General features: G+C 70.6%; 16 protein-coding genes. 9 read left to right on the top strand and 7 right to left on the bottom strand.

The annotated features are described in order from the left end of the window. Positions 1 to 20: 20 nt before the first annotated feature. The 3 genes from AC3EGR_RS11970 to AC3EGR_RS11960 form a co-directional block, all read right to left on the bottom strand. Positions 21 to 1,133, bottom strand: a complete 1,113-nt coding sequence (locus AC3EGR_RS11970) for a phospholipase A (RefSeq protein WP_488546698.1) — start codon at positions 1,131 to 1,133, stop codon at positions 21 to 23. 46 nt (positions 1,134 to 1,179) lie between these two features. After that, entirely contained in the window at positions 1,180 to 1,569 is a 390-nt protein-coding gene (locus tag AC3EGR_RS11965) for a hypothetical protein (RefSeq protein ID WP_488546697.1), read from the bottom strand. Between the two features lie 128 nt (positions 1,570 to 1,697). Further along, entirely contained in the window at positions 1,698 to 3,758 is a 2,061-nt protein-coding gene (locus AC3EGR_RS11960; protein WP_488546696.1) for an ATP-dependent helicase, read from the bottom strand. Positions 3,759 to 4,166: 408 nt separating this feature from the next. Here AC3EGR_RS11960 and AC3EGR_RS11955 point away from each other — a divergent pair, with 408 nt between their 5' ends. The 5 genes from AC3EGR_RS11955 (at position 4,167) to AC3EGR_RS11935 (ending at position 7,269) form a co-directional block, all read left to right on the top strand. Further along, the gene (locus AC3EGR_RS11955) at positions 4,167 to 5,138 is read left to right on the top strand and encodes an AEC family transporter (RefSeq protein WP_488546695.1); all 972 of its coding nucleotides are present in this window, start codon (positions 4,167 to 4,169) and stop codon (positions 5,136 to 5,138) included. A 155-nt stretch (positions 5,139 to 5,293) separates the two neighbouring features. Further along, positions 5,294 to 5,710, top strand: a complete 417-nt coding sequence (locus AC3EGR_RS11950; protein WP_488546694.1) for a DUF1877 family protein — start codon at positions 5,294 to 5,296, stop codon at positions 5,708 to 5,710. A 25-nt stretch (positions 5,711 to 5,735) separates the two neighbouring features. Beyond that, the gene (locus AC3EGR_RS11945; RefSeq protein WP_488546693.1) at positions 5,736 to 6,113 is read left to right on the top strand and encodes a hypothetical protein; all 378 of its coding nucleotides are present in this window, start codon (positions 5,736 to 5,738) and stop codon (positions 6,111 to 6,113) included. Between the two features lie 17 nt (positions 6,114 to 6,130). Beyond that, positions 6,131 to 6,505, top strand: coding sequence for a hypothetical protein (locus AC3EGR_RS11940; protein ID WP_488546692.1), 375 nt, complete (start codon positions 6,131 to 6,133; stop codon positions 6,503 to 6,505). A gap of 8 nt (positions 6,506 to 6,513) precedes the next feature. After that, entirely contained in the window at positions 6,514 to 7,269 is a 756-nt protein-coding gene (locus tag AC3EGR_RS11935) for a hypothetical protein (protein WP_488546691.1), read from the top strand. Between the two features lie 7 nt (positions 7,270 to 7,276). On the opposite strand, the gene AC3EGR_RS11930 is transcribed toward AC3EGR_RS11935, so the two are convergent. Further along, complete coding sequence (locus AC3EGR_RS11930) at positions 7,277 to 8,536, bottom strand: phospholipase D-like domain-containing protein (protein WP_488546690.1); 1,260 nt, start codon at positions 8,534 to 8,536, stop codon at positions 7,277 to 7,279. A gap of 61 nt (positions 8,537 to 8,597) precedes the next feature. Beyond that, positions 8,598 to 10,448 (bottom strand): carboxyl transferase domain-containing protein, encoded by a 1,851-nt coding sequence (locus tag AC3EGR_RS11925; RefSeq protein ID WP_488546768.1) that lies wholly within the window; start codon positions 10,446 to 10,448, stop codon positions 8,598 to 8,600. Positions 10,449 to 10,528: 80 nt separating this feature from the next. Between AC3EGR_RS11925 and AC3EGR_RS11920 the strand changes: the two genes are divergently transcribed. Next, positions 10,529 to 11,533 (top strand): asparaginase, encoded by a 1,005-nt coding sequence (locus AC3EGR_RS11920; RefSeq protein WP_488546689.1) that lies wholly within the window; start codon positions 10,529 to 10,531, stop codon positions 11,531 to 11,533. A gap of 36 nt (positions 11,534 to 11,569) precedes the next feature. Here AC3EGR_RS11920 and AC3EGR_RS11915 read toward each other — a convergent pair whose 3' ends face one another. After that, positions 11,570 to 12,106, bottom strand: a complete 537-nt coding sequence (locus AC3EGR_RS11915) for a hypothetical protein (protein ID WP_488546688.1) — start codon at positions 12,104 to 12,106, stop codon at positions 11,570 to 11,572. Between the two features lie 10 nt (positions 12,107 to 12,116). Beyond that, positions 12,117 to 13,295 carry a zinc-dependent alcohol dehydrogenase gene (locus AC3EGR_RS11910; RefSeq protein ID WP_488546687.1) on the bottom strand — a complete coding sequence of 393 codons (1,179 nt, stop codon included), beginning with the start codon at positions 13,293 to 13,295 and terminating at the stop codon, positions 12,117 to 12,119. A gap of 127 nt (positions 13,296 to 13,422) precedes the next feature. Between AC3EGR_RS11910 and rocF the strand changes: the two genes are divergently transcribed. From rocF to AC3EGR_RS11895, 3 genes are all read left to right on the top strand, one after another. Continuing rightward, positions 13,423 to 14,331 carry an arginase gene (gene rocF / locus AC3EGR_RS11905; RefSeq protein WP_488546686.1) on the top strand — a complete coding sequence of 303 codons (909 nt, stop codon included), beginning with the start codon at positions 13,423 to 13,425 and terminating at the stop codon, positions 14,329 to 14,331. A 61-nt stretch (positions 14,332 to 14,392) separates the two neighbouring features. After that, positions 14,393 to 17,545, top strand: a complete 3,153-nt coding sequence (locus AC3EGR_RS11900) for a PAS domain-containing protein (protein ID WP_488546685.1) — start codon at positions 14,393 to 14,395, stop codon at positions 17,543 to 17,545. 203 nt (positions 17,546 to 17,748) lie between these two features. Continuing rightward, a complete protein-coding gene (locus AC3EGR_RS11895; protein WP_488546684.1) occupies positions 17,749 to 18,789 on the top strand; it encodes a 3-oxoacyl-[acyl-carrier-protein] synthase III C-terminal domain-containing protein in 1,041 nt (346 codons plus the stop codon). Positions 18,790 to 18,794 lie beyond the last annotated feature (5 nt).

Below are 18,794 nucleotides of genomic sequence, written 5' to 3'. Positions count from 1 at the left end.
GAGCCTCCTGCGAGCAGGCGCTACCACTCCACGAGGCTGAAGCCGATGCTGAAGACGGTGCGCGCCTTGTTGTAGTCGATCAGCGTATCACCGTAGCCGCTGAAGAGTTGGGTGTGCAGCCGCAGCCCGCCCGGGATGCCGTAGCCGGCGTCGGCCAGGGTGCGGAACCACTCCAGGCGCAGGGAGCCGTGCGCTCCGCTCTTGAGGCCGTGGCGCGCGGTCAGCGCCAGCAGGTTGTTGCGATCCGCGTGCCAGCGCGCGACGAGTTCGCCGCGGCCGATGAAGTCGCTGATGCGCGGATTGTCGTCGTTGTGGTGTCCGTCGATGCGGTTCCACAGGCGCGCGTGCAGCTGCAGGTCGTCGCGCTCGGCGCCGGCCATGAGGTACACGCGATTCCAGCTGCGCGACAGCGGCAGCGACTGCCCGTTGGACTGGTGCACGAGGCCGATGCCGCCCAGGCGCAGCCGCCATTCACCGGCCCTGGCCTTCTGGATCGGCGCCACATAGAAGATCTCCGGCTCGTGGTCGGTGTTGCGGAAGGGCCGCGACAGCGCCGGGGTGAACACCTGCCAGTACGACAGCTGCGAATAGGCCGCCCACACCGAGTCCATGCCCCGCTCGCCGTACGCGAACAGGCCTTGCGCCAGCTTGGTCCGCACCGACAACTGCAGCCGCGCCTCGGTCGTGCGGTAGTCGGTGCTGGTGGTCGCGTTGTTGATCGGGTTCTCCGACGTGGGCTGGCGGTTCACCGTGTTGGCGGCGGCCACCGCCAGCGAGATCGGCCGGTAGCCGCGGATGCCGAAGGTGCCGCAGTCGGCCCCCGCTTCCAGCTCCCAGAAGCGCGTGAGCTCCGAATGCCCGGGCTCGTGGCAGTCGTCGCTGGCGGTCAGGCGCAGGCCGCGGCGGGGAGCGACCGGCAAGGGCGGTTGCGCGAGCTCCTGCGACGGTGGGGCCGGGGCCGCGGGTGCCGGGGCGGCAATGGCGGGGCGCTGCTGCCTCGCCCAGGCATCGAAGCAGGCGAGGCGCTGCTCGCCGTCGGCGAGCGCGGTGCAGGCTTGCCACGCATCGGCGGCTTGTGCGTGCGCGAGCCAGGGCAGGGCGGCGAGCGCCAGGAGGGTCAGGGTCCGGAGCATCCGGCGATGCTAAGCCGCGGCTGCGCCGCCTTGGGGCGACCGCGCGTTACGGCCTGCGCAACACGAAGCCGCGGCCGCTGGTCTCGCCGTCGCGCGTCCAGGTGCCGCGGATCTCCCGGCCGCAGGAGCCCTCGACGATGTCGCCCAGCCAGGTCGCCGCGATGCGCTTGCCGTCGCTGGACTCCTCGAGCGTGAATTCGCCTTCGTCGAGGTCGCCCGCCACCTCGGCGCGCGCATCGCTGCGCTCGAGCGTGCCGCGGAAGCTCTGGGCATAGTCGGGGTGCGCTTCCAGCCGCAGCGTCGCGCCCTCCCAGGAACCGGAGAACTCCGCCTTCCACGTGCCGAGCAGGGCGCTCGGCTCGACTTCCCAGGCCTGCGGGCAGGGCGGCTGTTGCGCGAACGCCGGCGCCGCCAGCACGGCACAGGACAACGTCATCCCGGCCAAGGCGCGCAGCCTCGTCATCCCCGCGAAGGCGGGGACCCGGCGCGGCCCGGACCGGCCGCGCAGCGGCGCCTGCGAACGCGCTGGCTTCCCACCTTCGCGGGAAGGACGCATCGTCCCGCTCATGGGTTGTTCGCCGCGGCCGCCGTGGCCGCCGCGTCCGCGCTCTTCTTCGCGAACTCGGCGCGCAGCGCCTTGAGCTTCTCGCGCGGGTCTTCCTTCACGGTCGCCTTGTCCAGGGCCATCTCGGCGATGAAGCGGCTGGGCTGCGCGGCCACCATCTCGCGGCCCTTCTTGCGCTTCTTGCTCCAGCTCACCACCAGGGTGCGCTGGGCGCGCGTGATGCCCACGTACATGAGGCGGCGCTCTTCCTGCAGCCGCTGCAGCAGCGAGTCGCCGCCGCCGTCCTCGTCCGGCTTGAAGGGCAGCATGCCTTCCACGCAGCCGGCCAGCACCACGTGCGGCCACTCCAGGCCCTTGGACGCGTGCAGCGTCGAGAGCGTCACCTGGTCACGGTCCTGCTCGCGCTCGCTGATGGTGGACAGCAGCGCGATCGTCTGCGCGACTTCCAGCAGCGTCTTGCGTTCCGATGCCGTCGACACGCCCGCGGTGTCGTCGATCTCGCCGCCGCAGCGCTTGGCCATCCAGTCGCAGAAGTCCAGCACGTTGGTCCAGCGCGCCGCGGCGACCTTCTCGTTGTCCTCGCCGTCGTACAGGTGCTTCTCGTAGCCGATGTCCTTGAGCCAGTCGGCGAGGAAGGTCTTCGCGTCCTCGGCGCCCACGGTGTGGCGGGCGCGGAATTCGAGGTCGTTCACGTAGCGCCCGAACTCCTGCAGGCTGCCCAGGGCGCGCGCGTTCAGCACGCTGGGGAGCGACGATGAGAACAGCGCCTCGAACAAGGACAGCTTGTACTGGCCCGCGAACACGCCCAGGCTGCCCAGCGTCTGGTGGCCGATGCCGCGCTTGGGCGTGGTCACCGAGCGCAGGAACGCCGGGTCGTCGTCGTTGTTGACCCACAGGCGCAGCCACGCGCACAGGTCGCGGATCTCGGCGCGGTCGAAGAAGCTCTGGCCGCCGGAGACCTTGTACGGGATCTGCGCCTTGCGCAGCGCCTGTTCCAGCACGCGCGCCTGGTGGTTGGCGCGGTACAGGATCGCGAAGTCCTTCCAGTCCTTGCCCATGCCGTTGGCGCGGATCGACTGGATGCGGGCGACGCAGCGCTCCGCCTCGTGCTCCTCGTTGTCGCAGTCGACCACGCGCACCGGTTCGCCTTCCCCCAGCTCGGAGAACAGCGTCTTGGGGAACAGCTTGGGGTTGGGCTGGATGACGTTGTTCGCGGCCCGGAGAATCGCGCTGGTGGAGCGGTAGTTCTGCTCCAGTTTCACGACCTTGAGCGTCGGGTAGTCCTGCGGCAGCTTGCGCAGGTTGTCCAGGGTGGCGCCGCGCCAGCCGTAGATGGACTGGTCGTCGTCGCCCACCGCGGTGAAGCGCCCGGCCGCGCCCACCAGCAGCTTGAGCAGTTCGTACTGCGTCGCGTTGGTGTCCTGGTATTCGTCCACCAGCACGTGGCCCAGCGCCTGCTGCCACTTCTCGCGGACCTCGGGGAAGTCGCGCAGCAGCTTCAGCGGCATCCCGATCAGGTCGTCGAAGTCGACGCTCTGGTAGGCCGTCAGGCGCTCCTCGTAGCGCGCCATGATGGTCGCGGTGACGCGCTCGTTGTCGTCCTTGGCCTGCGCCAGCGCCTGCGCGGCGTTCAGGCCGCCGTTCTTCCAGCCGCTGATGGTCCACTGCCACTGGCGCGCGGTGGCCGCGTCGGTCGTGCCGCCCGCGTCCTTCAGGATGCTGGTGACGTCGTCGGTGTCCAGGATGGAGAACTGGGGCTTGAGGCCCAGCACGCTGCCGTCCTGCCGCATCATGCGCACGCCCAGGGCGTGGAAGGTGCAGATCAGGACGTCCTTGGCCTCGCGGCCCACCAGCGACTTGGCCCGCTCGCGCATTTCCGCCGCGGCCTTGTTGGTGAAGGTGATGGCGGCGATACGCTTGGCGGCCACGCCCGTCTGAATGAGGCGCCCGATCTTGTGCGTGATCACGCGCGTCTTGCCCGAGCCGGCGCCGGCCAGCACCAGGCAAGGCCCATGCATGTAGTTGACAGCTTCTTGCTGGGCGAGGTTCAGGCCGGACATCGGGGGGGACAACGGAGCGCGCGAGGAGAACAGCGGCAGATGATAAGGGCCGCCTGCGGCGCGGCGGTGTTGCGCGCGCGGTACCCTCGAATCGGGCCGCGGGTGGGTTGCCACGACAATACGTCCCGTGCTAAGGGGCTTCGCAGAAAAAAGTCGCAGGCGACTTTTTTCTGCGGCTTGGCATGTGTGAGAAGGAGCGGCAAAGCCGGATCCTTCTCACAAGGGGGACCCCGTTGCATGTTATTCCACGGGGTCCACACGGGTTGGCAGCCTCGGAGGCTGCCAACGTCGAAGACTGCGCGGAATATCTTGCAGCGCAGTCTCACTTGCGGGCACGATCCGGCTTTGCCGGGCGTGTCCGCACTGATCAGATCACTTTGAAAAGTCCGCCTTGGCGGACTTTTCAAAGTGCTTCTCTTAAGCGTCCTGGCCGTCACCTTTCCCTTCTTCGCACTGGTGCTGGCCGGCTACCTGGCCGCCCGCCGGCGCATGCTGCCGCTGGAGGCGATCGGCGGGCTGAACACCTTCGTGCTTTTTTTCGCACTTCCGGCGATGCTGTACCGCTTCGGCGCCAGCACGCCGATCGGCCAGCTGCTGGATCCGCTGGCCATCCTCGCCTGGACCGCCTGCGCCCTGCTCGTGGTCGCCGGCACCATCAAGGCGAGCATGAACGCGCGCATCCGCTGGAACGACGCGTCCTTCGGCGCCCTGGTGGCGGCCTTCCCCAACACCGGCTTCATGGGCGTGCCCCTGCTGGTGGCCCTGCTCGGCGCGGCGGCGGCCGGCCCGGCGATCCTCACCATCCTGATCGACCTGGTGGTCACCAGCTCGCTGTGCATCGCCTTGTCGCGCCTCGATGGCGCCGACGAACACGGGGCGGCGAATGCGGCGAAGAAGGCGCTGCGCGGCGCGGCGCTCAACCCCATGCCGTGGGCGATCCTGCTCGGGGGCGTGTCCTCGGCCCTGGCGTGGAAGCCGGTGGGACCCGTGATGAACACCATCGGCCTGCTGGCCGACGCGGCCTCGCCGGTGGCGCTGTTCACGATAGGCGCGGTGCTCGCGCGCTCGCAGTTCCTGGCGGCGCAGAGCGAGCACGGGCCGATGCCGGCGGGCGACTTCGTCCCCGTCTCGCTGATCAAGCTGTTCGTGCACCCCTTGCTGGTCTGGATCGTCGGGACGGCCCTGCGGGCGGCAGGCCTGCCGCTCGATGCCTTCACGCTGCAGGTGATGGTGCTGGTGGCCGCGCTGCCCAGCGCCAGCAACGTGTCGCTGCTCGCGGAACGCTTCGGCGCGGACACCGGGCGCATCGCCCGCATCATCCTGCTGACCACCGCCGCGGCCTTCCTCACCTTCTCCGCCGCCGTCGCCCTCCTGAAGTAGCCCGGGCAGGCGGCAGCGCGCGGACGACGGGCGGTCCGGGTGTCGAGAATCTCCCACATGCGCGCGGCCGCCCGACCGCGCGGGGTTCACTTCCGCACGCACCTCTTCTAGAGTGGTCCGCAAACAGGGAGGGCCGACCAGGCCAAGGAGGATGCATGGGTGCCGAAGGAGGCTTCTACGCGCTGTCGGACGACCAGCTCGCCCGCCTGCTCGCGGGTGAACTGGCCTACGCGCCGTTTCTCCAGTCCACTGGCGGCGAAAAGCCGCGCGAAAGCCACGTCGAGGCCGTCGCCGTCTGGTACGAATTGAGCCAGGTGCTGCAGGCCGAGGCGGGGTGCGGCACCGAGCAGACCGACAGGATCCCGACCATGGTGGGCTATTCCACGTCGCAGCAGGTGCAGGCCACGGCCGCCAGGCTGGCCTCGCTGGCCGAAGCCGAGGTGCGCAAGCGCTGCGAGAGCGCGCTGATGGAAGCGACCCCCGACCAGGTGGTGCATGCGGTGCAGGGCGTGAAGGCCTTCTACCAGCGCGCCGCCGCCAACAAGGACGCGGTGCTGTTCCGCGTCGCCTGAGATTCCTTTTGCCGGAGCAGTACCCATGTCCGCCCACACGCAGATCCGCCTCGCCTCGCTCACCTCGGCCGCCTACGGTGCGCTGCTGGCGAGCGGCATCGTCTACCACTTCCAGCGCACCGGCAGCTTGCGCGCGCTCGCGCGCGCCCTGGCGGAACCGACGATCTGGGTCGCGCTGCTGCTCGCCGCGGTCGTCACCTTCGGCTTGTGGAAGCGCTATGCGTGGGCCTGGTGGCTGGGCGTCGCGGCGGCGGGGTTCCAGCTGTTCCGCATCTTCGAAGCCTGGTACGGCCGCGGCCTCTCGCGCATTCCCGGCGTGCCGGCGCTGATCGCGCTGGGACTGCTCGTCCTGCTGCTGGTGCTGCTGCTGCCGCGGCGCTCGCGCCTGGGCTGCAACCGGTAGCGGCCATGCGGCGCTGGATGTCGACCTGGAGAGGCAACGCGATGCTCGCGTGGCTCGCGGTCGCCGCCTATGCCGCCGCGACGGCGTGGCCCTGGCTGGCCGGCGGCCCGATCCCGCTGCTGGGGCTGCGCGCGCTGGCCAACGTGCAACTCGGTGCGCCCCTGCTGCTGGTGACCCTGGCGATCGCGGTGTTCCTTTCCGTGCCGGCGTGGACCACGCGCGACCGCATGCTGGTGTGCGCGGGCGCGTCGCTGTGCCTGTTCGCCGTCGTGACCTATGCCGTGGGAGCGTCCGCAGCGATGCCCTTCGCCTTCATAGGCGCGAACATCCTGCGCGAATCCCGCCATCCCGGCCCGCGCTCTTCGCCGCTGTGGGCGGAAACACTGAGGTAGGAAGCGCCATGCCCATCGTCGGCTTCGGACTCTATTTCGCGCTCGCGCTCTTCTGCGCGGTGCACGTGGTGCGCAGCGGCCAGCCGCTGTACTGGCTGATGATCCTGTTCGGCTTCCCCATCCTGGGCAGCGTCGTGTACCTGCTGGCCGTGTACCTGCCGTCGTCGCGGCTGCAGCGCGGAGCGCGCAAGGTGGTCTCCGCCGCGGCGCGCGTGATGGACCCGCAGCGCGACGTGCGCGCCGCGCGCGCGGCCTTCGAGGACACGCCGACCGCGCAGAACCAGATGCGGCTGGCGGCGGCGCTGCTGGCCACCGGCGATGCGCCCGCGGCGGCGCAGGCCTATGAGCAGTGCCTGGCCGGCCCTTTCGCCGGGGACGCGGAGATCCGCTTCGGCGCTGCGTGCGCCTTCGTCGAATGCGAACGCTACGCCGACGCCCTGCGCTTGCTGGAACCGCTGCAGGCGGAGCATCCCGGGCACCGTGCCGAGCCGGCGGCCCTGCTGACGGCACGCGCCCTGGCCGGCACCGGCCGGCACGCGGAAGCGCGCGCCGCCTTCGCGGCCGCCGACGAGCGCTTCGGCACCTACGAAGCCAAGGCGGAATACGCGGTCTGGGCCTATGCGGTGGGCGAGCGCGCGACCAGTGCGCGCCTGCAGGCGGAGGCCGACCGGATCGCCGCGCGCTGGAATGCGCTGGCCCGCGAGCTCAATGCGCCGGCGATGCGCCGGCTGCAGGCGGCGCGCGCCGCCGCCCGCCAGTCCTGAAGCTGCTTCACAGCACCGGCGCGAGCAGCGTCAGGGCCCGTTCGCACGCTTTTTCCAGCAGCGGCCGGCGGCGCCACTCCTGCAGCGAGCAGCGGTGGCAGTGCCGCAGGTCTTCCTCGAAGATCCCGGTGAGCTGCCGCGCGAACGCGGCGTCGTACACGTTGAGGTTGGCCTCGTCGTTCAGGTGGAAGGAACGCGGGTCGAAGTTGGTCGATCCCACCGAGGACAGCAGCCCGTCGACGATCACGGCCTTGCAGTGGTACATGGTGGGCTGGTAGACGTACATCTCCAGCCCCGCTTCCAGCAGTTCGCCCCACAGCGCCCGCGACGCGTGGCGCACCGTCTGCGTGTCGATGTGGCGGCCCGGCGTGATGACCCGCACGCGCACGCCGCGCTGCAGCGCCGCCACCAGGGCGAGCCGCGCCATCGCGTCCGGGACGAAATAGGCGCTGGCGATGTCGATCGTCTTCACGGCGGCCGTGATGGCGACCAGGTACATCAGCTGCATGCTCTCGCTGCCGCCGCTGGGCGAGCTGTGGAACATCTGGGCCTGCTGCGATCCGGCCTCGCGCGAGGGCGGGAAGTAGGCGTCCCCGTGCAGGATGCGCCCGGTCGCCTTGCTCCAGTTGGACAGCATCACGCTTTGCATCTGCGACACCACCGGTCCCTCCACCTGGTAGTGCGAGTCGCGCCAGTGCTCCTGGTCCTGCGCGTGCCCGGTCCACGGCGGCGCGATGCCGACGCCGCCGGTGAAGCCCACGTGCCCGTCCACGATCAGGAGCTTGCGGTGCGTGCGGTTGTTGATGCGGCCCAGGTTGTACCAGCGCAGCGGATGGAAGCGGTGCACCTCGACGCCCGCCTCGCGCATGGCGTCCACCAGCTTCTGTTCCACCTTGAGGCTGCCCAGCCAGTCCAGCAGTACGTGCACCTTCACGCCGGCGCGCGCGCGTTCGGCCAGCGCCTGCGCGAACGCGTCGCCGATCTCCCCCGACCAGTAGATGAAGGTCTCGAACAGCACCGTGTGCTGCGCGGCGCGGATCGCACGCAGCATCGCGGGAAAGATCTCGTCGCCGTTGTTCAGGACCTGCACCCGGTTGCCGCCCACGATGCCCGGCCCCAGCATCATCCCCATGGCGCGGAAGAACTGCGGATCGTCGACGGGGTACAGATGCGGGATCTCGCACGTGACGCGGCGTTCGCCGGCGCTGAGGTTCACGTACAGCAGCGCGGCGAGCAGGGCGAGGGCGATCCCGAGGAAGAAGATCACGGCTGGCTCGCATGGCAAAGCCGCGATGCTAGCGAGCCTGCGGCCCGCCGTGGGGTGAGCGTTACCAGGTGTCCACCGACAGCGGGCCGGCGGCGGGTGCCACCCGCGCCGCGGCCAGCCCGCGCAGCAGCCAGTCACGGGTGTGCGCCGGGTCGATCACGGCGTCGATTTCCAGCGTGGCGGCCATGTTGGTCGCCTGGCCCGCTTCGTACTGCTTTCGTACCAGTTCCTGGAACAGCGCCTCGCGCTGCGCGCCTTCGGGGACCGCTTCCAGCTCCTTGCGGTAGCCCAGGCGCACCGCACCTTCCAGCCCCATGCCGCCGAACTCGCCCGTCGGCCAGGCCACCATGAATTCGGGCGCATGGAAGCTGCCGGCGGCCATGGCCATCGCGCCCAGCCCGTAGCCCTTGCGCAGCACCACGGCGAACACCGGCACGCGCAGGTGGGCGGCGGCGACGAACATGCGGCTGACGTGGCGCACGTGCGCCCGCTCCTCGATGGCCGGTCCCACCATGAAGCCGGGCGTGTCGACCAGGCTTACCACGGCCAGCCCGTGCGCGTTGCACAGCTGCAGGAAACGGGCGGCCTTGTCGGCGGCGTCGGCGTCGATCGCGCCGCCCAGGTGCAGCGGGTTGTTCGCCAGCAGTCCGACCGGCCGGCCGCCGATGCGGCCGAGCGCCGTGTGGATGCCCAGGCCGAAGCCGGTGCGCAGTTCCAGCAGGCTGCCGCGGTCGACCACGCCCTGCAGGGCCGCGCGGCTGTCGTAGACGCGCAGCCGGTTCTCCGGCACCAGCGCGCGCAGCGCCTGCGGGTCGGGGGCTTCGAAGCGCGCGACCGCGCCCTGGAAGAAGGACAGATAGCGGCGGGCGACCGCGACCGCCTCGGCTTCGTCGCGCACCAGCACGTCGATCACGCCGTTGCCGTGCTGCACGGGCGCCGGGCCGATGTCCTCGGGCGCATGGACGCCGAGGCCGCCGCCTTCGACCATGGCCGGGCCGCCCATGCCGATGTTGCTGTCGGCGGTCGCGATGATCGCGTCGCAGCACCCCAGGAGCGCCGCGTTGCCGGCAAAGCAGCGGCCGGCGACGATCCCGATCACCGGCACCTGTCCGTTCAGCCGGGCGAAGCTGGCGAAGGTCGGCACGTGCAGGCCGGCCACGATGGGCATGTCGGTGTCGCCCGGCCGCCCGCCGCCGCCTTCGGCGAAGAGCACGACCGGCAGCCGGTTCTTCAGGGCCACGCCGAGCAGGCGGTCGGTCTTCTGGTGGTTGCGAAAGCCTTGCGTGCCCGCGAGCACGGTCGCGTCGTACGCGAGCACTGCTGCTTGCGCGCGCTCCGGCGGGAACAGGTCGCCGTTGATGCGGCCGATGCCGGTGACCATGCCGTCGGCCGGCGTGTTGCGCACCAGGTCGTCCTCGCTGCGGCGGCTGCGTTGCGCGGCGACGGCGAGGGCGCCGTATTCGCCGAAGCTGCCTTCGTCGCACAGGTCGGCGATGTTCTCGCGCGCGGTGCGCAGGCCCAGGGCGTGCCGCCTGGCGACCGCCTGCGGGCGGGCGGCGTCGAGCGTCAGGGCGTGGCGGTCGAGGACGCGCTGCAGGTCGGGCCGCGCTTGCCCCTTCGCCAGCCCTTCCCCGGAGGGGGCAGGAGTGTCCCGGTCTTCCTCCCGCCCCCCTTGCGGGAGGGTCGGGGTCGGGGTGGGGGCGCTCCCCGCCTCGATGACGAGCAGCACCTCGCGCTCGTTGACGGTCTCCCCTTCCGCGAACAGCCGCTCGCGCACGCGGCCGGTGCCGGGACTGCGCACCTCGTGCTCCATCTTCATCGCTTCCAGGATCACCAGCACGTCGCCGGCCCGCACCTGGTCGCCCGGGGCGACCAGCCATTGGACAACCTGGGCCTGCAAGGGGGAGCGCAGTTCGGTCATGGCGGGATTGTGCCGTGCGTGCCTCTCACCCCTGCCCTGTCTCCAGGGGGAGAGGGCGCAGAATCCAGGCCATGGACGCCCTCGTTCCCCTGGTCGAAACCTTCCGCGGCGGCACGCGCGAGTGCGTGCATTTCGGCGCGCTGGCCGTCGTCGACACCCAAGGCCGCGTGCTGGCGCAGGCCGGGGACCCGCACTGGGTCACCTTCACCCGTTCCACGCTCAAGCCGCTGCAGGCGCTGCCTTTCGTCGAAGGCGGCGGCGTGCGGCACTTCGGGCTCACGCGCGCGAACCTCGCGTTGCTGTGCGCCAGCCACAACGGCGAGCCCATGCACGTGGAGCAGGTGGAGCAGATCCTGGGCAAGGCGGGCGTGGGCTGCCAGCGGCTGCAATGCGGCTGCCACGTCCCCCTGTTCGCGGAACTGGGCGCCTGGCCGCCGCCGGCGCCCGGCAGCTACGACGAGCGCCATCACAACTGCAGCGGCAAGCACAGCGGCTTCCTCGCGTACTGCGTGCAGCACGGGCTGCCGCTGGAAAGCTACCTGGATCCGGCGCACCCGCTGCAGCGCGCGATCCGCACGGCCGTGGCGGCAGCGGTGGGACTGGAGGAGTCGCAGCTCGCAATCGGCATCGACGGCTGCTCGGCGCCCAACTACGCGATGCCGCTCGCGCACCTGGCGCGCGGTTTCGCCCGGCTCGGTGCCAGCGAGCGCGAAAGTTTCGCAGCGCTGGCGGATGCCATGACGGCGCACCCGGAGCTGGTCTCGGGCACGGGGCGCAACGACCTGGACTTCATGCGCGCGGGCCGCGGCGACTGGGTCACCAAGGTCGGAGCCGACGGCGTGCAGGTCGTCGCGAGCCGCAGCCGCGGGCAGGCGCTGGCGCTGAAGATCGCCGACGGCAGCAGGCTCGCGCTGTTCGCCGCCACCGTGGAGGCGCTGGACCAGCTCGGATGGCTGGACGCGCAGCAGCGCCAGGCCTTGCGGCCGTGGCGCAACGAGGTGATCGCGAGCGTGAAAGGGGCGCCCGTGGGGGAGCGCAAGGCGGTGTTCCGCCTCGCGTTGCCGTCCCGGCCTTGAGGAGCGCGGCGCTGGAGCCCGCAAGGCGCCGGGGCTTCAGTGTCTCCTGCGCCGCGCAGCCAGGTACAGGATCACGGCGGCGATGCCGCCGGCGATCGCGGCCTTGCGGTAGAAGCCGGCGCGGTTGTAGCGCCACTCGGCCGGTCCGCCGATCTCCTTGAACACGTTGGGCACGTGGCCGTGGGCCAGGTCGTCGATGATCCCTTCGACCACGTCCACGCGGTCGGCGAACAGCAGCATCAGCCAGTGCCGCAGGTCGTTCTCGCTGAAGCGGAAGGCGGCGCCGCGGATCATTCCCGACAGGCCCTTGGGCGGCTGCGCGGTGCCGAAGACCGGCGTCAGGCCCGGCCGCTCGTTGGAATGGAACACCTTGACCGTGCGCTTCTGGTGCTCCAGGTCGTCCCAGTGCTTGTTGATGAAGCGCGGCGGCGTGCGTTCCATCGGGAACGCCGGCCGCGCCTGCGGGTCGAGGTCGGCGCCCCAGCCCTGGATGCCTTCCGGCGGCTTGCGCTGGTGCGCCTCGGGCGCCGTCTTCTCGACGTAGATGGTCATGTCGTCCGGGTGGTTGCTCATGCCGTCCTCCTCAGTGCATCGCCATCTGGCGCTCGTACTGCCGGCCCGCGCGCGGGATCAGCACGGGCTTGATGCAGTTGTCCAGCTTGCTGGAGAAGATGTGGTACGCGTCGGCCACGTCGTCGAGGTCGAAGCGGTGCGTGATGATCTCGCTGGGCTTGAGCCGGCCGGCCTGGATGTGTTCGATCAGGCGCGGCAGGTGGCGCTTGACGGCCGCCTGGTTCATGCGCAGCGTCAGGCCCTTGTTCAGGGCGTTGCCGATCGGCACCATGTTGCCGGTGGGCCCGTACACGCCGACGATGGAGACCGTGCCGCCCTTGCGGGCGGAGTTGATGGCCCAGTGCAGCACCGTCGCCGCGCCGGCCTGCAGCTTCATGTAGCGGCCCGTCAGGTGCTGCAGCACGCTGCCCACCGCCTCGGCGCCCACCGCGTCGATGCACACGTCGGCGCCCAGCCAGTCCGTCATCTTCTTCAGGTGGATGGCCATGTCGTCGACTTCCTTGAGGTTCACCGTCTCGCACTGCGCGAAGCGGCGCGCGAATTCGAGCCGGTACTCCAGGTGGTCCACGATGATCACGCGCCCCGCGCCCATGAGCCAGGCGGACTTGGCGGCGAACAGGCCCACGGGGCCGGCACCGAACACCACCACGGTGTCGCCCTCCGCGATCTCGCCCATCTCCGCGGCCTGGTAGCCGGTGGGGCAGGCATCGGTGAGGATGACCGCGTCGTCCATGCTCAGGTCCGACGGGATCTTCATCGGCCCCACGTCCGCCATCGGCACGCGCACGAACTCGGCCTGCCCGCCGTCGTAGCCTCCCGCGGTGTGCGAGTAGCCGTAGATGCCGCCCACCGCGGTGGCTTCGGGATTCACGTTGTGGCAGTTGGAGAACAGCTCCTTCTGGCAGAAGAAGCAGCTGCCGCAGAAGATGTTGAAGGGCACCAGCACGTGGTCGCCCTTCTTCAGGCTCTGCACGGAAGGGCCGACCTCCTCGACCACGCCGACGAACTCGTGGCCGAAGGTGTGGCCCACGCGCGTGTCCGGCACCAGCCCGTGGTAGAGGTGCAGGTCCGAACCGCAGATGCACGAGCGCATGACGCGCACGATCGCGTCGTTGGGGTGCTCGATGCGGGGCTCGGGCTTGTTGGTGGCGCGGACCCGGTAAGGGCCGCGGTATTGCATTGCCAGCATTGGGTGCTTTCTCCTTGTGGTGCTGGCAACCCATTCTGCGAATTCGAACCCAGCCTTGGTTATCTTTGATGCATCCTGTAGCAATCCATGCGCGCTTGCGCGGGGGTACGACACAATGAGGACAGCAATGGCAACTGTGAGTCTCATCGGCGCGCCGACCGACGTCGGCGCCAGCGTGCGGGGCGCCGGCATGGGACCGGATGCGCTGCGCGTGGCGGGCCTGGCCGAGGCGCTGCACGCGCAGGGCTTCGAGGTCATCGACCGCGGCAATCTCGCCGGTCCGCCCAACCCGTGGCACCCGGCGGCGCAAGGCATCCGGCACCTGCCCGAAGTCATCGCCTGGAACCGCGCCGTGTTCGAGGCGGTGTCCACGTCGCTCGCACTGAAACAGGTGCCGGTGCTCATGGGCGGCGACCACTGCCTGGCCATCGGCTCCATCAGCGCGGTGGCGCGCCAGTGTCGCCAGGAGCGCAAGAACCTGCGCGTGGTCTGGCTCGATGCGCACACCGACGTGAACACCGCCGCCATCAGCCCGAGCGGCAACATCCACGGCATGCCCGTCGCGTGCCTGCTCGGGCACGGTCCCGCCGACCTCGTGGGCTGGAGCGGCGAGCGCGCCGCCATCGACGCGGGCAGCATCGACTTCATCGGCATCCGCAGCGTGGACGCGGACGAGCGCCAGGCCATCAAGCAGCTCGGGCTGCAGGTCTTCGACATGCGGCACATCGACGAGCACGGGATGCGCAACACGATGACCGAGGTGCTGCAGGACGTGGACGAGGACACGCACATCCACGTGAGCTTCGACCTCGATTGCCTGGACCCGATGGAGGCGCCGGGCGTGGGCACGGGCGTGCGCGGCGGGCCGACCTACCGCGAGATGCAGCTGTGCATGGAAATGATCGCGGACACCGGCCGGCTCGCGTCCATGGACGTGGTGGAGATCAACCCCGCGCTCGACGTGCGCAACCGCACCGCGGAGCTCGCGGTGGAATTCATCCAGAGCCTGTTCGGCGCCTCCACGCTGGCGCGCTGAGCCCCGCGCGGCGGGCGTTCTCCCGGTGCCGGGGCCGAGCCGGACACGGTAGAGTCGGGGCGTGACCCCCGATTCGTCCAGCCCCAGCGCCGGTGCGGCCGCCGAGGACCCGCGCGTCCGCGCGCTGCGCAGGCTGGGCGTGCTGGACACGCCGTCGGAAGCCTTGCTGGACGGCCTGGCCCGCGCCGCCGCCGCTGCCTGCGGCACGCCCATCGCGATGGTCAACCTGATCGACGGCCGCCGCCAGTGGACCAAGGCGCAGGTGGGCTGGGGCGGCCCGCAGGAACTCACGCGGGACGAAGCGATCTGCCCGCTCGTGGTGGAAGCAGGCCAGCTCGTGGAGATCCCCGACACGCGGCTGGATCCGCGCGTGGCCGACAAGGCCTGCGTACGCGAGGCGCCCGGCATCGCGTTCTATGCCGGCGCGCCGCTGGCCACGCCGGACGGCCACGTGATCGGCGCACTGGCCGTGCTCGACCTGCAGCCGCGCACCGGCCTGGCGCCCGCGCAGCGCGGCGCGCTGGCGGAGCTCGCGGCGGCGACGGTCCAGGCCCTGCTGCTGCGCCAGGCCGCGCACCGCACGGTGCAGTCCTCCAGCGAGGAGATGTTCCGCAGCCTGTCGGAGTCCTGCCCGGTCGGCATCTTCCACACCGACGCGCGCGGCCAGGTGATCTACGGCAACCCCGAGGCCGCCCGCATCTTCGCCCGGCCCCTGGCCGACCTCATGGGCGACCGCTGGGTGCAGTGGCTGCACGAGGACGACGAGGACGCGATGCTGGCGCTGTGGCAGCGGGCCGCGGCGGACGGCACCGTGTTCGACCACACCTACCGGGTGCGCCGCCCGGACGGCAGCATGGTGCACGTGCGCGGCCGCTCGCAGGCCGTGCGCCTGCCCGACGGCTCCACAGGCGGTTACGTCGGCTCGGTGGAGGACGTGAGCGAGCAGGTGCGCTCGCAGGAACAGATGCGGGCCAGCAACGAGTTCCTCGCGCGCGCCGAGCAGATCGCGGGGGTGGGCGCGTGGCGCTTCAACATGGTCACCGGCGAGATCTTCTGGACCAGCCAGGTGCGGCGCATCTACGAGCTGCCGCCGGAGTACGAGCCGCGCGGCGACGAGCAGGAGAAGTACTTCGACGCCGACGCGCAGAAGTTGATCCACGAGACGGTGCGCGCCTGCATCGAGAACGGCCGGCCCTGGGACGTGCAGCTGCCCATGACCACGGCGCGCGGCCGGCGCATCTGGGTGCGCTCGGTCGGCCAGGTCGAGCGCCGGGACGGCAAGCCCCATGCGCTGGTGGGCGCGCTGCAGGACATCACCGAAACGCAGCTTGCCCACGCGGCGCTGGAGCGCAGCCAGGAGCGGCTGCACCGGGCCCTGGAGGGCTCCGCGCTCGCGCTGTGGGACCTGGACGTGCAGGGCGAGGACGTCTACCTGTCCGAGCAGTGGGCCGTCATGCTGGGCGGCAAGCCGCAGGAGACCTTCTGCACCGCGCAGCAGCTGCTGGAGCTCGTGCCGGCGGAGGACCTGCCGCGGATCGAGCAGGCGCTCAAGGAGGTGCTGGGCGGCACCTCGCCACGCTACGCGGTGCAGCACCGCGTGCAGCGCCGCGACGGCACCTTCCTGTGGATTCACAGCGAGGGCGGCGTGGCGGAACGCGATGCGTCCGGCGCGCCGCTGCGCATGGTGGGCACCAACCGCGACATCACGCACGAGCGCGCGGCGGAGGAGGAGCTGCGCATCGCGCGCGACGCGGCCGACGAGGCGAACAAGGCCAAGAGCCAGTTCCTGGCCACCATGAGCCACGAGATCCGCACGCCGCTCAACGGCATCATCGGCATGACCCGCCTGCTGCTGGACGAGCAGCTCACGCCGGAGGTGCGCCGCCATGCCGACCTGATCGACCGCAGCGGCCAGTCGCTGCTGGCGCTGGTCAACGACATCCTGGACGTCTCCAAGATCGAGGCCGGCCAGATGGAGATCGAGCGGGTGCCCTTCGACCTGCACGGGCTGGTGCAGGAGCTCGCGACCTTGTACCGGCTGCGCGCCACCGAGAAGAGCCTGCTGTTCCGGGTGCGGCTGGACCCGGGCGTGCCGCAGCACGTCGTCGCCGATCCCACGCGCTTGCGGCAGGTGCTCGTCAACCTGCTGGGCAACGCGCTGAAGTTCACGGCCAGCGGCTGGATCGGGCTGGACGTGCGGGCACGCGCCGAAGAAGCCGCGCACGTGCTGGAGTTCATCGTCAAGGACACGGGGCTGGGCATCCCGGCGGAAGTGCAGCCGCAGCTGTTCTCCCGCTTCATGCAGGCCGACAGCTCCACGTCGCGCCAGTTCGGCGGCACGGGGCTGGGCCTGTCGATCGTGCGCCAGCTGGTCGACCTCATGGGCGGCGCCGTGGAAGTGGCCAGCACGCCGGGCAAGGGCTCGCGCTTCACCGTGACGCTGCCGGTCGTCGTGGCGCAGGAGCCCGAGCCGGCCTCGATGTGGGTGGACCTCAGCCCCGCGGCGCCCGCTTCGCGCATCCTGCTGGCGGAGGACAACACGACCAACCAGGTGGTCGCCTTCGGCATGTTGCGCAAGCTGGGCTACGGCGACGTGAGCATCGCCAACGACGGGGCCGAGGCTTTCGACATGGCGCGGCGCGACGCGTACGACCTGATCCTCATGGACTGCCAGATGCCGGAGATGGACGGCTACGAGGCGACGCGGCGCCTGCGCGCGGCGGGCTGCACGGCGCCGATCGTGGCCATGACGGCCAACGCGATCAAGGGCGACCGCGAACGCTGCCTCGAGGCGGGCATGAACGACTACCTCACCAAGCCCATGGACCTGAAGACGCTGCGCGCGATGCTGGCCCGGTGGGCCGGGCCGCAGCCTTCGCGGGTGGCGGACCTGCCGCTGTTCGACGCGGCCGCGATGAACTCGCGCTTCGGCGGCGACGAGGAGCTCAAGGAGGTGGCGCTCACCGCTTTCCGCCAGAGCACGCCGGCGCTGCTGGCAAAGGTGCATGCGGCGCTGCAGGCCGGCGACCGGGTCCAGCTCGCGCGGCTGGCCCACTCGGCCCGGGGCGGCGGCTCCATGATCGCCGCCGAGCGCTATGCGGCGATCGCGGGCGCGCTGGAAGAACGTGCGGAGACCGCGACACCGGCGGACCTGCAGCGCCTGGTGGACGACCTGCAGTCGGCCTTCGACCTGTTCCTGGCGTTCGCGGCCTGATGCGGCCAAACGACATCCAGGCAATTGCCTAGGGGTCGCCCCGAGGCCAACTCTACAATCGCCGGTCGTCCCAGCGCCGGCCGGCTGCCACGCCGCAAGGACCGCGCCCTGCCGCCGTCGCTCCCTCCCTGGCTGCGGGCGACCCCGAACTTCACCCTCCGCCGCCCTGCCCAGGCAGGGCGGCCACCACTGTCTCGCCAAGCATGATCATCGAGAACGTCGCTGCCAGCTTTCCCAATCGCCGCGTCGACAACGAAGCCGTCGTCGACCTCGTGCGCCACCACTCCGCGGCGTTCGAGGGCGACGTCGACAAGATGCTGCGGGTGGTCCGGACCCTGCTCGATCGCAGCGGGCTGGTCAGCCGCAACTGGCGCGAAGCCGGCGAGCGGCCGATCGAGCACCTGCAGGCCGCGGTGGACGAGGCGCTGGCGGGTTCCGGCCTGCAGGCGAAGGACATCGACCTGCTCGTGTACGTCGGCATCGCCGGCGGTTTCCGCGAGCCCGGGAACTCGTACATGGTGGCCAAGTCGCTGGGCATGAGCAAGGCGCAGTGCTTCGACGTGATCGACGCCTGCATGAGCTGGACCCGCGCCTTGTCCCTCGTGGACAGCCTGTTCAAGTCGGGCGGCTACCGCAACGCGATGGTGGTGAACGCGGAGTTCAACATGATCGAGGGCGTGGCCGGCTTTCCCGAGAACTACGCGGTGCGCGACTTCGACGAGCTGAACTACCTGCTGCCCTCGTACACCATCGGCGAGGCCGCGACGGCCACCCTGCTGTTGCCGGACGCACCGGAGAATTTCTCGGTCGCCTTCCAGTCGCGGCCGGAGCTCGCGGACCTGTGCATGATCCCGACCGCCGGCCACGAAGGCTACTTCCAGGTCAACGAGGCGGTCGCGGCGCTGGGCGAAGGGCGCTTCACGGCCCGCGGCACGGAGCTGCACGACCGCCTGGCCGAGGAGATCCCGGCCCTGATCCGCAGCGCCGGCGCCTACCCGGAACAGGCCGACGTCGTCTTCACCCACTCCTCCTCGCTGCCGGCGTGGACCAGCGTGGGCCGGGAGCACGGGTTCGCCGAGAAGATCTTCCACATCTATCCCGAGACCGGCAACGTGGTGTCGGCCTCGATTCCCGCGGCCATGTCGCTGGCGAAGAAGGCCGGCAAGCTGCTCAAGGGCGACCAGGTCATGTTCCTGATGGGAAGCGCCGGGATGTCCTTCGCCCTGAGCAAGTTCGTCTTCTGAGCGGT

The sequence above is a fragment of the Ramlibacter sp. G4-7 genome (assembly GCF_057784995.1).
This window is presented reverse-complemented; position numbering and strand designations above follow the sequence as displayed.